Below are 12,751 nucleotides of genomic sequence, written 5' to 3' on the forward strand. Positions count from 1 at the left end.
GTCATATGGCTGAACTTATCCATTTAACAGCCGGAAAGCTGCTTGAGCGGACCGCGGAGCTTTTTCCGGATCATGAAGCGGTTGTTTACCCTGAGCGCGGCCTTCGTTATACGTATGCCGAGTTTGACCGGTTATGCCGGCAAACCGCAAAAGGGCTGATGAAGCTGGGAGTTGAAAAAGGAGATCATGTGGCCATATGGGCATCCAACATACCGGAATGGCTCGCGGCGCAATTTGCAACGGCGAAAATCGGCGCTGTTCTGGTCACCATTAATACAAATTTTCAAATCGCAGAACTCGATTACCTGCTGGCGCATTCAGACGTCTCGGCCCTGATAATCATGGATTCCTACCGGCAGACATCTTATGTTGAGATGGTGAATAAGCTGATTCCGGAGCTGAAAACTTGTGAGCACGGCAGGCTGCGTTCGAAACGTTACCCCTTTTTACGGACGGTGTTATATATCGGTGATAAAAGTCCGCCCGGGATGCACCGCTGGGATTCTTTGCTGAAGGAAGGCGAAGCTTTAACGGATGCAGCGCTTGACGGAAGGATGGACAGCCTGAAAAAGGATGATTGCATTCATATGCAATATACATCAGGTACGACCGGATTTCCGAAAGGCGTCATGCTCTCACATTTTAATATCGTAAATAACGCGGCCAATATCGCAGAATGCATGAAGCTTACTTCAAGTGACCGTTTATGTATTCCCGTGCCGTTTTTCCACTGCTTCGGGTGTGTGCTCGGCGTGCTGGCGTGTGTTTCCGCGGGTGCGGCGATGATTCCGATCGAACAGTTTTCTCCGCCGGCCGTTCTGAAAACGGTGGAGCAAGAAGCCTGCACGGCTCTGCACGGTGTACCGACGATGTTTATCGCCCTCCTTCATGACAGCCGTTTTTCTGAATATGATCTTTCCCACGTCCGAACCGGGATTATGGCAGGCTCGCCATGTCCGGCGGAAGTCATGAGGGAAGTGATCGGCAAAATGGGAATGACCGACATTACCATTGCCTACGGACAGACCGAAGCATCACCTGTCATTACGCAGACAAGAACGGATGATTCGTTTGAAAGAAGAGTGGAAACAGCGGGGCGCGCGCTTCCCCATATCGAAGTCAGAATCGTTCGGCCCGGAACATCCGGAGAAGCCGACCGGGGTGAACAAGGAGAGCTCTGCACCCGCGGATACCATGTCATGAAAGGCTATTATAAAAATCAAGAAGCGACCGAAGAAGCGATAGACAAAGACGGCTGGCTGCATACCGGTGATTTGGCGGTCATGGACGAGGACGGGTACTGCAAAATCACGGGCCGTCTGAAAGACATGCTGATCAGGGGCGGCGAAAATATCTATCCGCGCGAAATTGAGGAAATGTTATATCGGCATCCCGCAGTGGCAGACGTTCAGGTCGTCGGCGTGCCTGATCCGAAATACGGAGAAGAGGCCGCGGCGTGGGTCAGGCTCAAAGACGGACAAACCGCTTCCGCAGAAGACATCAGAACCTTTTGCAAAGAACATATCGCCCGCTATAAAGTCCCCAGGTATGTTTTGTTTACAGATGAATATCCAATGACAGCCTCAGGAAAAATTCAGAAATTCAAGCTGCGGGAAAAAACGATTGAAGAGCTCAAGTTAACTTAATGAAAAAGGAGTGCTTCACATTTGTTTAAAAAAGTCCTGATTGCCAACAGAGGAGAAATCGCCTTAAGAATTATCCGCACCTGCAAACGCCTCGGCATCCCCTCGACAGCTGTGTATTCAGAAGCCGACCGGGACGCGCTGCATGTAAAAGCGGCTGATGAGGCCTATCCGATCGGTAAATCGAGAGTAAATGAAAGCTATTTACATATCGACAGAATCATAGAAGCCGCCAAATCCGCCGGAGCGGACGCCATTCATCCGGGCTACGGGCTGCTGTCAGAAAACAGCCTGTTCGCCGAACGCTGCCGGAAGGAACAAATCACATTTATCGGCCCGCCCGGTGATATCATCGCCAAGATGGGCAGCAAGATAGAAGCCCGAAAAACGATGCAAAAAGCAAAGGTCCCGATTGTTCCCGGTGTTTCAGAGCCATTGCCCGATGTTCACTCCGCCTTAGCCGAAGCCCGTGCCATCGGCTTTCCGGTCATGCTGAAAGCGTCTGCAGGGGGAGGCGGAATCGGCATGCAGATCGTACATTCAGAAGAAGAGCTGGCCAAAGCGTTCGAAGGCAATCAAAAGCGGGCCGCGTCCTTTTTTGGAGACGGCGCAATGTATATGGAAAAGGTCATTGAAAATGCCCGTCATATTGAAATTCAGATTCTCGCAGATTCTTTCGGCAACACCGTTCATCTGTTTGAACGTGACTGTTCAGTACAAAGGCGCCACCAAAAAGTGATAGAAGAAGCGCCGTCGCCGTTTGTTGACGATGAATTAAGACAAAGACTCGGTGAAACCGCCGTTAAAGCCGCTAAATCGATCGGCTACCAAAATGCAGGCACAATAGAATTTCTCGTCGACCAAAAGAAACATATCTATTTTTTAGAGATGAACACAAGACTGCAGGTGGAGCATCCGGTGACAGAAGAAATTACAGGACTGGATCTTGTGGAAGAACAGCTGAAAATCGCCGCCGGGCAGGCGCTGACTTTCTCGCAGAAAGATATCAACCACCGCGGTCATGCGATAGAAGTGCGGATCTATGCGGAAGATCCGGTCACCTTTTACCCGTCACCCGGTGCCATCTTGTCTTTTTCCGTTTTAAGACACCCGTCAGTGCGACACGAATGCGCCGTCGAAAAGGGAAGCGTCATTTCTCCGTTTTACGATCCGATGATTGCCAAAATGATCGTCACGGCGAATACGAGAAAACAAGCCATTGAACAACTGAAAACCGCCCTTGGCGAATATCATGTAGAAGGGATTAAAACCAACATTCCGCTGCTTACAAAAATTGCACATTCAGAAGTGTTTGAAAAGGGTGAGGCAACAACCGGTTTTTTACAAACAATGAACGAGGGGGCGTCAAAATGAACGTCATAAAAATTCAGATGGCGGGAAACCTGTGGAAAATTCATGTGAAGCCCGGTGATGTCATTGAAGAAGGACAGGAAGTGGCCATCTTGGAATCTATGAAAATGGAAATTCCGATTATCGCTGATGCAGCGGGTACGGTGAAAGAAGTGAAAAAATCAGAAGGTGATTTCACTGATGAAGGAGAGGTCCTGATTGAACTTCAATAAAACGGGAGGTGCAGCATGAACTGTCCGAAACATGTCCGCATCAATGAAGTAGGACCGCGTGACGGCTTGCAGAATGAATCGGCGTGGGTGGAAACAGAAGATAAGATTGAGTGGATCAATATGCTGTCAAAAACAGGCCTTCCCTATATCGAAGTGACATCATTCGTGCATCCGAGATGGATTCCGGCTCTTCGTGACAGCCTGGACGTCGCAAAAGGCATTGCCAGATCTGAACATACGGTCTACGCGGCTCTCGTTCCGAACCTCATCGGACTGGAGCATGCTGCAGAAGGCGGAATCGATCAGGCATGTGTATTTTTATCTGCAAGCGAAACCCATAACCAAAAAAACGTAAACAAACCGATTGACCGGACCGTTCAAGAGCTCAGGCGGGTTATTACTGAAGCAAAAGCTGAAAAAATGGAGACGAGAGCTTATCTGTCCACTGTGTTCGGCTGTCCGTACGAACAGAACGTGCCGGTCGAACAAGTCATCCGCCTGTCAGACACCCTGCTCGAAATGGATGTTGATGAAATATCGCTCGGCGACACAATCGGCGCGGCAAACCCCTTGCAGGTCATAGCCGTGCTTGAAGCCCTTTTGCCGAGAATTCCCGCCTCAAAAATCGCACTCCATTTCCATGATACAAGAGGAACGGCTCTAGCGAATATCATTCCCGCTCTTGATATGGGGATTACATCCTTCGATACTTCCTCAGGCGGGCTTGGCGGCTGTCCGTATGCTCCGGGATCAGCAGGAAACGCCGCCACAGAAGACGTCATTTATATGCTCGAACAAATGGGGATTGATACCGGGACGGACATGAATAAACTTCTTTATGCCGCCGGCTGGATCGCGGATAAAATAGGCAAAGATCTGCCAAGCAGAAACCTGCAGGCATTCAGAACGAAATGAGAAAGGAGAAGCCATGGGAGATTGCGTCTTGTATTCCGTCTGTCAAGGAACGATCGGTCTGATCACGCTGAACCGCCCGCATGCGGCCAACTCACTGTCTTCAGAAATGATTGATCATTTACAGCGTGTGATTGAAGACATCAAAAACTCGCCATCCATTCGCTGTGTCATTCTCACCGGCTCCGGAAACACATTTTGCGCCGGCGCTGATTTAAAAGAGAGAGCGGGGATGAATCATGAACAAGTTAAGCAAAGCGTCAGGCGTATCGGTGAAACGGCTGCATCCATTGAAGCTCTCCCGCAGCCGGTCATTGCAGCGCTGAACGGAACCGCTGTCGGAGGAGGCCTTGAACTCGCTCTCGCCTGCGATATCAGAACAGCCGTCAGCCGGGCGGGCCTCGGCCTTCCTGAAACAGGGCTTGCAATCATTCCCGGGGCGGGCGGAACGCAGAGACTGCCCCGGCTTATCGGCCCCGGCGCGGCAAAAGAATTGATCTATACCGGCCGAAGGCTTTCTGCCGAAGAGGGAAAAGACATGAAGCTGATCGAGCATGTTTGTGAAGCCGATGAACTTATGGAAAAAGCAAAAGCACTGGCCGGCCGCATCGCCGCTAATGGGCCGATCGCCGTCAGACAAGCAAAATCCGCGATAAACAAGGGTCTGGAGACAGATCTCAATACAGGGCTCGAAATCGAACGAAAAGCATATGAACAAGTCATCCCCACACTTGACAGAGAAGAGGGCCTGCGCGCTTTTAAAGAAAAAAGACCCCCTGAATACAAAGGAAAATAAAACATGGAGGGACTCGGATGGATTACGAAAAAGAACGGCAGACACGCAGCAAAACGATTGAAAAGGGAGGAGCCGCGAAATATCACGCAAGCAACGAAAAGAAGGGAAAACTTTTTGTAAGAGACAGGCTGAAGCTTTTATTCGATGACGGCATATCCGTTGAAGACGCTTTTTTCGCCGAGTGCATGTCAGACGGACTGCCGGCTGACGGGGTCGTTACCGGGATCGGAACCATCGGCGGCAGAACCGTTTGTGTAATGGCAAACGACTCAACCGTAAAGGCGGGCTCGTGGGGCGCGAAAACGGTGGAAAAAATCATCCGCATTCAGGAGACGGCGGAAAAGCTTCAGTGTCCGCTCTTGTACTTAGTCGATTCCGCAGGTGCGAGAATTACGGATCAGGTCGACATGTTCCCGGGCAGAAGGGGAGCCGGCCGCATCTTTTATAATCAAGTAAAGCTGTCGGGCCGCATTCCGCAAATCTGTTTATTGTTCGGTCCTTCCGCTGCGGGCGGCGCTTACATTCCGGCCTTTTGCGACATTGTCATTATGGTCGAAGGCAATGCATCCATGTACTTAGGTTCCCCGCGCATGGCAGAAATGGTGATCGGCGAGAAAGTATCGCTTGAAGAAATGGGCGGCGCCCGTATGCATTGTTCCGTATCAGGCTGCGGTGATCTCCTCGCCCCGACGGAACAGGAAGCAATCTTGATGGCGCAGACATATCTCAGCTACTTTCCGGCAAATTATACTGAAAAAGCGCCCGTCAACAAATCTAAGAACCCGAAAGCTTTTGAAAAACCGCTCTCAGATGTCATCCCGGCACATCAAAACGCACCGTTCAACATGATGGATTTAATTGAACGTGTTATTGATGAAGACTCATTTTTTGAGATCAAACCGTTATTTGCGCAGGAATTAATAACGGGGCTTGCGCGGATTCACGGACAGCCGGTCGGCATTATCGCCAATCAGCCGCGTGTCAAAGGCGGAGTTTTATTTCTCGATTCGGCGGATAAAGCCGCAAAATTTATCGCTTTGTGCGACGCATTCCATATTCCGCTTCTGTTTTTAGCAGACATTCCCGGATTCATGATCGGAACGAAGGTTGAGCAGGCGGGCATCATCAGGCATGGCGCAAAAATGATCTCCGCAATGGCGGAAGCGACTGTTCCGAAGCTTTCCGTTATCGTCAGAAAAGCCTACGGTGCCGGATTATACGCGATGGCGGGGCCTGCTTTTGAACCGGACTGCTGTTTAGCGCTTCCGACTGCGCAAATTGCCGTAATGGGTCCTGAAGCAGCGGTGAATGCGGTCTACGCAAACAAAATCAGCGAGCTGGCCCCTGAAGAAAGGCCGGCTTTTATTCAAGAAAAGCGTAATGAATATAAGGAAGACATTAACCTTTACCGGCTTGCCTCTGAAATGGTGATTGACGGCATTGTTCCTGCTGATTCCTTGCGGGAAGAACTCAATAAACGCCTCATTGCTTACATGTCCAAACAACTGACATTCACACACCGGAAACACCCCGTATACCCGGTATAAATAAAAAAAGACTGCATAGATCCGGCTCGGCAGCCGTTCTTATGCAGTCTTTTTTCACAGTCTTGATCTCATTTTCTTCACAACAAAATAAACAACAATAAATACGAGAGCCAATATAATGATCGGAGTTGTATACATTCCGGCATAGCTGTCTACGTCTTTCCACTGTCCCCCGAGCTGATACCCGAGATAAACGAAAATGACAGACCACGGAATAATGGCAAGCGTCGTCAATATGACAAACTTGGAAAGAGGCATTTTCGCAAGGCCGGCCGGGATGGAGATCGCATGTCTGACGACCGGGATAAAACGCGCCGAGAACACAACGCCGGCGCCGTAACGGCGAAACCAGTTTTCCGCAACATCAACATGATGCTTTTTCAGAAGTAAGTACTTGCCGTACTTGTCCAAAAACGGCCGTCCCCCATAACGGGCGATCCAGTAAATAAAGCACTGCGCGATCGTTCCCCCGATCACACCGGCGACAATGGCGCCGATAAAGCTGATCGTGCCTTCTGACACCATATAGCCTCCGTAAGCCAGAACGATTTCACTCGGAATGATTTCGATCATTAATCCGAGCGCAATCCCTAAATAGCCCATACTTGTCAGCCAGGATAATATTTCATTAATAAAATTGCCCACACTGTTCACAACCTCTTTATCTTTTTACCCAATTATATGACTGATTGACAAGCAAAATGGTTACAAATTATTTTTTAACGCACGATTTCTTCAGATTCTCTTTTTAACACCTCTTCTAAATAAGCTAAAAGTTTCGGTCTCATTTCTTCCCGCAGAAGCCCGATCTCCGTGCCGGCCTTAAAACAGCCGAACTTATCTCCTATATCAAACCGGCTTCCTTCAAGCTCCCGCGCGTAAATGCTTCGAGTGCGGCATATTTCGCGCAGCGCGTCTGTCAATTGGATTTCGCTGCCCGCGCCTCTTCCGATCGTCTTCAGCGCTTTAAAAATGGCAGGGGTTAATATGTAGCGGCCCATCACCGCAATATGAGAGGGCGCCTTTTCAACGGCCGGTTTCTCAATCAGATCCTCAACCCGGTACACATGACCGCTCTGCCGCCCCGTCTGTATAATACCATATTTGCTGACATCAGCAGGATCGACGGGCTGTACGCCGATCGTTTCTGTGCCGTGTTGGTTATAGACGTCTATGAGCTGTAAAAGAGCGGGAGTGTCAGATACCATAATATCATCACCTAAGAGAACGGCAAAAGGCTCATCTCCGATAAAATGCTCCGCACACAGCACTGCATGGCCTAGTCCGAGCGGTTCTTTCTGACGGATGTAATGAATATTGGCCAAATCGGCAATCCGCTGCATTTCCTTCAGCGTCTCTGACTTGCCTTTTTCCTCAAGATTGAATTCCAACTCCGCCGACCGGTCAAAATGATCTTCAATCGAGCGTTTGTTTCTCCCTGTAATAATCAGTATATCTTCAATTCCTGACGCTGCGGCCTCTTCGACAATATATTGGATTGCCGGTTTGTCGACGATCGGCAGCATTTCTTTCGGCTGCGCCTTTGTCGCCGGCAGAAATCTCGTTCCTAAACCCGCTGCGGGGATGACCGCTTTTCTCACTTTTTTTCTCATTCATCTTCACTCCTGATCCTGTATGTTTTTCAGCGAATCTCCAAATACCCAGATTCGGTTTCCGATAAAATTCATCATCATTCCGCCGATAGTGGCGGCGAGCTTACTCACCAAAAGCGAACAGCCGCCTTTTTGAAACGCGTACAGCAGCAAAAAGGTGATTCCCGACGCTGCAAGATTAATGATGAGAAAGCGCACGATCTCTTTCCCGTCAGCCTTGTGTTTTACACGAAACGTCCACTTCCGGTTCCACACATAGCTGTTGATGATCCCTGCCGAATAGGAGCAGATCTGCGCCAGCAGATAGGGGACAAGGCAAGCGGTGAGAAGAAAGAAGACACCAAAATCGATCAGCGTATTGCCGGCGCCCACGGTGCAAAAACGGCCTGCTGTCTTTACTTTTTCTTTCAGCATAACGGCATCCGGTTTTGACCTCCCTTCATAAGTAAGATGCGGATCGCTGTCCTATTTGTTGATATGGATTACTTTAGCGGACAGTGTTGAATAAACAATTACTAAAATATGAACAAAACATGAAAACGTAATGAGGCTTTGTAAAACCCATTAAGTTAACAGTTTTATAGTTTAGGTTGACATATTACGTGCAAGACACTAATATTCTGTATGAGTGTTAACCTTTTATTATTTTGGTTAACATTAAATTTCGAAATAAAAGAAAGGAGGGAAATTTTCATGCGGGAAGAGACCTATTACAGCGTCAGAATGAGAGCTTCCCGAAACGCCCCCCATGAGCAGGGCGGAAAACATATTTCCGGCGGAGAACGGCTCATCACTTACAGCGGTTTACAGGAAGCGGTAGATGGCTTATTACATAAAGGCTTCTCACATTCAAGAGGGATACCTGATTTTATGCAGATTCAGCTTGAAAGCGTTCATGAACCGATCGAAACGATCCGCCCTTTGCCGGTTGCCCTCCATCAAACAGACACGCCGGAAAAAGGACAAGCAATCGCCCGCAAGCTTCTGCAAAAGGCGGGGATTCCTCCGCACATGATAGAGAAAGCGTACGAAAACATTACGGAATATGCAGAAGCAAGAGGAGCGGTCCTGTTTGATATCCGGGCAGGAAAACGCATTGACGGCAGAGGAAATAGAGGTGTGCGGGTATCCCGAGTGGATTGGCCGTCACATGATTTTCAAAAATGGGCTTTTACTCACAACATGCCGGAAAATTCACGAATAAAAGAAGCACATGCCATCGCGGCAAAAGTTTGCGCACATCCGGGAATTATTGCCGAATTGTGCTGGTCAGATGACCCTGATTACATAACAGGCTACGTTGCCGCAAAGAAGCTGGGATATCAGCGGATTGCCAAGATGAAGAATGCCGGAGATGAAAGGGGATGCCGGGTTTTCTTTACTGATGGCTCCATAGATACGGAGAGCTGTATCCATTTTTTAGAGAAGCAGCCTGTATTCATTCAGCGGGAGGAGAACATATGAAACAATCAATGATTGAAAAAAGCAAACAGCATCTTTGGCTGCCTTTCACACAAATGAAAGATTACGATGAAGATCCGTTAATCATTGAAAGCGGAAACGGGATCATGCTGAAAGACATCAGCGGCAAAGAATATTATGACGGCTTTTCTTCAGTATGGCTCAATGTACACGGCCACCGCAAAAAAGAAATGGATGAAGCGATTCAAAAACAGCTTGAAAAAATCGCTCATTCGACTTTGCTGGGTATGACGAACGTTCCCGCAACAGAACTTGCGGAGATGCTGACGGGCATCACACCGGAAAAGCTGACGCGCGTTTTTTACTCCGACAGCGGAGCGGAAGCAATGGAAATCGCTCTGAAAATGGCCTTTCAATACTGGAAAAACGTAGGGAGACCTAAGAAGCAGACGTTTATTTCGATGCAGAACGGCTATCACGGCGATACGATCGGAGCCGTCAGCGTCGGCTCCATTGAACTCTTCCACCATGTGTACGGCCCGCTGATGTTTGAAAGCTACAAAGCCCCGATTCCTTATGTATACAGATCTGAAAGCGGCGACCCCGTACAGTGCCGGGATGAATGCCTTCACGCGCTCGAACAGCTGCTTGCAAAGCACCACGAAGAGATTGCCGCACTTACGATTGAATCGATGGTGCAAGGCGCATCCGGGATGATCGTCATGCCTGAAGGCTTTCTGGCAGGCGTACGAAAGCTGTGTACGGCATATGATGTGTTAATGATCGTTGACGAAGTGGCGACGGGGTTCGGCCGCACCGGAAAAATGTTTGCCTGCGAGCATGAAAATGTCCAGCCGGACTTGATGGCGGCAGGGAAAGGCATTACGGGAGGCTATTTGCCGATCGCTGTGACGTTTGCCACAGAAGCCATTTATGAAGCCTTCTACGATGACTACGACAAAATGAAAACATTTTTCCACGGCCATTCCTATACAGGAAATCAGCTTGGCTGTGCCGCGGCAATTGAAAATCTGCGTTTATTCGAATCAGAGCGCATCGTTGAACGAGTCGCCGAAAAATCAAAAACGGCTGCGAAATTTCTTCATGATCTGAAGCAGCTTCCTCATGTCGGCGATGTCCGCCAGCTCGGTTTGATGTGCGGCATAGAGCTTGTGCAGGATAAGGGGACAAAACAGCCTTATCCGCCTGAAAAGCGGATGGGATACAAGGTGTCCTTGAAAATGAGAGAGCTGGGTATGCTGACACGGCCGCTCGGTGACGTCATCGCCTTTCTGCCGCCGCTCGCCAGCACAACCGACCAGTTACAAGCCATGATATCCATTATGAAAGAAGCGATAGCCGAGGTGACCGGCCGTGGATTTTGACGGATGGCTCCTCGGAAGGCTCGATGCGGTGAAAAGAGACGGGCTGTATCGGACGCTGCGAACACAGGAAACCGCTCTTAAAACCAAAGGGCAAAAGCGGCAGACCTGGGCGTCCAATGACTATTTAGGTCTGTCAAAAGATGAACGGCTGATCACAGCCGCGCAAACAGCGCTGAGCCGGTTCGGAGCGGGAAGCGGCGGCTCACGGTTAACGACAGGAAATACTGTGTGGCACGAAAAACTTGAACAAACAATCGCGGATTTTAAACAGACGGAAGCGGCTTTATTGTTTTCAAGCGGTTACTTGGCGAATATCGGCGTGCTTGCCTCACTGCCTCAAAAAGGCGATGTCATTTTAAGCGATCAACTGAACCATGCGAGCATTGTTGACGGCTGCCGTTTATCAAAAGCGGAAACCATCGTGTACCGCCATATTGATATGGATGATCTTGAGAAAAAACTTGCCTCCGTCCAGACGCGGAACCGCCGCTTTATCGTCACAGACGGCGTTTTCAGCATGGACGGCACAATTGCGCCTCTTGACCGCATAATGGCGCTTGCAAAGCAGTACCAGGCATTTGTGATAGCAGATGACGCGCATGCAACCGGTGTACTCGGAGAAAACGGCGGGGGAACCAGTGACTATTTCGGTGTTTGTCCTGATGTTGTCATCGGCACATTAAGCAAAGCAGTCGGAACGGAAGGCGGTTTTGCCGCGGGATCAAACATTTTCATTGATTTTTTGCTGAATCAGGCGAGGACGTTTATTTTTCAGACGGCCCTCCCTCCGTCAATTTGTGCGGCTTCGCATACGGCATTTGACCTCATATCAGATATGCACGATACGCGCCGTGAGCTGCAGTCGTCTGTCAAAAAGATAAAAACGCGTCTGGCCGATATGGGCTTTATCGTAAGAGGCGGGGATACACCGATTATCCCCGTTATCATCGGTGATGCAAAAACAGCGGTTTCAGCCGCTGCGCTGCTTGAGAAAAAGGGAATCTGCGCCCCGGCCATCCGCCCGCCCGCCGTTCCGGAAGGCGAAAGCAGAATCAGGCTGACCGTTACGGCGGATCGCAGCTTACAGGACATAGACGAGCTGACAGAAGCATTTGATTCCATTAGAAAAGAGCTGAATATAAACAAATGAGAAGTTTTTTTGTCACAGGAACAGATACCGGCGTCGGAAAAACCATCGTTTCTTGCGGACTTGCCGCGGCATTCAGGCAGAAACAGGCGGATATCGGAGTGTTTAAGCCGTTTTTAAGCGGCGTGCCGCGGACTCATCCGGAAAGTGACACCTCGCTGTTGAAAAACATGTCACAAACCGCACTGTCTCATGAAGAAATCACGCCATTTGAATGGAAAGAGCCGCTTGCGCCGTACACGGCCGCCATGCTTGAGGGGAAATCCGTGAGCATGGATGAAGTCATGGCCCACTGGAGTAAGATCAAAAATCGTCATGAGTGTTTCATCGTCGAGGGGGCAGGCGGCATTTCCGTTCCGCTTGGTGAAAATTACTTAGTCAGTGATCTGATAAAAGCCTTGGAATTACCGGCAGTGATTGTCGCCAGGCCTGATCTCGGAACCATCAACCACACATATTTAACCGTTGAATATGCGAAAAACATGGGGATAGAGGTTCTCGGCATTATGATCAACGGCGTAAGGAACAGGCCGGGGCTGGACGAGAAGACAAACCCGAGCATGATTGAAACATTATGCAAAGTTCCGATTTTGGGAATCACACCGAAGCTGGATCTCGTTTCACCGGAAAACATTCAACACATGATTGAGAAACATATAGATGTTTCCTCTTTCATGAATCTGACACAAATGGGGAGATAAAC

The 12,751-nt window shown here is 49.3% G+C and carries 13 protein-coding genes; 10 read left to right on the top strand and 3 right to left on the bottom strand.

Annotated elements, in window-relative coordinates; all coding sequences use genetic code 11:
* The first annotated feature begins 5 nt into the window (after positions 1 to 5).
* From ACWJJ4_RS14795 to ACWJJ4_RS14820, 6 genes are read left to right on the top strand one after another with little or no spacing between them, the layout of a single operon-like run.
* A complete protein-coding gene (locus ACWJJ4_RS14795) occupies positions 6 to 1,646 on the top strand; it encodes an AMP-binding protein (RefSeq protein ID WP_003153896.1) in 1,641 nt (546 codons plus the stop codon).
* Between the two features lie 21 nt (positions 1,647 to 1,667).
* Entirely contained in the window at positions 1,668 to 3,017 is a 1,350-nt protein-coding gene (locus ACWJJ4_RS14800; protein WP_454021764.1) for an acetyl-CoA carboxylase biotin carboxylase subunit, read from the top strand.
* Complete coding sequence (locus ACWJJ4_RS14805; protein ID WP_003153900.1) at positions 3,014 to 3,226, top strand: acetyl-CoA carboxylase biotin carboxyl carrier protein subunit; 213 nt, start codon at positions 3,014 to 3,016, stop codon at positions 3,224 to 3,226. The genes ACWJJ4_RS14800 and ACWJJ4_RS14805 overlap by 4 nt, the downstream gene beginning before the upstream one ends.
* 15 nt (positions 3,227 to 3,241) lie before the next feature.
* The gene (locus ACWJJ4_RS14810; RefSeq protein WP_003153901.1) at positions 3,242 to 4,141 is read left to right on the top strand and encodes a hydroxymethylglutaryl-CoA lyase; all 900 of its coding nucleotides are present in this window, start codon (positions 3,242 to 3,244) and stop codon (positions 4,139 to 4,141) included.
* Between the two features lie 13 nt (positions 4,142 to 4,154).
* On the top strand, positions 4,155 to 4,934 hold the full coding sequence (locus tag ACWJJ4_RS14815; RefSeq protein WP_003153902.1) for an enoyl-CoA hydratase: 780 nt from the start codon (positions 4,155 to 4,157) through the stop codon (positions 4,932 to 4,934).
* A gap of 17 nt (positions 4,935 to 4,951) precedes the next feature.
* Positions 4,952 to 6,481, top strand: coding sequence for an acyl-CoA carboxylase subunit beta (locus tag ACWJJ4_RS14820; protein WP_167860182.1), 1,530 nt, complete (start codon positions 4,952 to 4,954; stop codon positions 6,479 to 6,481).
* A gap of 54 nt (positions 6,482 to 6,535) precedes the next feature.
* Here ACWJJ4_RS14820 and ACWJJ4_RS14825 read toward each other — a convergent pair whose 3' ends face one another.
* The 3 genes from ACWJJ4_RS14825 to ACWJJ4_RS14835 form a co-directional block, all read right to left on the bottom strand.
* Complete coding sequence (locus tag ACWJJ4_RS14825) at positions 6,536 to 7,126, bottom strand: DedA family protein (protein WP_003153904.1); 591 nt, start codon at positions 7,124 to 7,126, stop codon at positions 6,536 to 6,538.
* Between the two features lie 74 nt (positions 7,127 to 7,200).
* Positions 7,201 to 8,094 carry a UTP--glucose-1-phosphate uridylyltransferase GalU gene (galU, locus tag ACWJJ4_RS14830; RefSeq protein WP_107994370.1) on the bottom strand — a complete coding sequence of 298 codons (894 nt, stop codon included), beginning with the start codon at positions 8,092 to 8,094 and terminating at the stop codon, positions 7,201 to 7,203.
* A 6-nt stretch (positions 8,095 to 8,100) separates the two neighbouring features.
* The gene (locus ACWJJ4_RS14835; protein ID WP_146283466.1) at positions 8,101 to 8,508 is read right to left on the bottom strand and encodes a GtrA family protein; all 408 of its coding nucleotides are present in this window, start codon (positions 8,506 to 8,508) and stop codon (positions 8,101 to 8,103) included.
* Between the two features lie 279 nt (positions 8,509 to 8,787).
* On the opposite strand from ACWJJ4_RS14835, the gene ACWJJ4_RS14840 reads away from it, so the two are divergent.
* The 4 genes from ACWJJ4_RS14840 to bioD are packed head-to-tail and all read left to right on the top strand — an operon-like array spanning position 8,788 to position 12,749.
* Entirely contained in the window at positions 8,788 to 9,558 is a 771-nt protein-coding gene (locus ACWJJ4_RS14840; protein ID WP_146276888.1) for a 6-carboxyhexanoate--CoA ligase, read from the top strand.
* Positions 9,555 to 10,901 carry an adenosylmethionine--8-amino-7-oxononanoate transaminase gene (bioA, locus tag ACWJJ4_RS14845; protein WP_102422657.1) on the top strand — a complete coding sequence of 449 codons (1,347 nt, stop codon included), beginning with the start codon at positions 9,555 to 9,557 and terminating at the stop codon, positions 10,899 to 10,901. The genes ACWJJ4_RS14840 and bioA overlap by 4 nt, the downstream gene beginning before the upstream one ends.
* A complete protein-coding gene (bioF, locus tag ACWJJ4_RS14850; RefSeq protein WP_094246884.1) occupies positions 10,891 to 12,051 on the top strand; it encodes an 8-amino-7-oxononanoate synthase in 1,161 nt (386 codons plus the stop codon). The genes bioA and bioF overlap by 11 nt, the downstream gene beginning before the upstream one ends.
* Positions 12,048 to 12,749 carry a dethiobiotin synthase gene (gene bioD / locus ACWJJ4_RS14855; RefSeq protein ID WP_003153910.1) on the top strand — a complete coding sequence of 234 codons (702 nt, stop codon included), beginning with the start codon at positions 12,048 to 12,050 and terminating at the stop codon, positions 12,747 to 12,749. Before bioF ends, bioD begins: the two co-directional genes overlap by 4 nt.
* Positions 12,750 to 12,751 lie beyond the last annotated feature (2 nt).

It is taken from the genome of Bacillus sp. JK62, assembly GCF_053663455.1.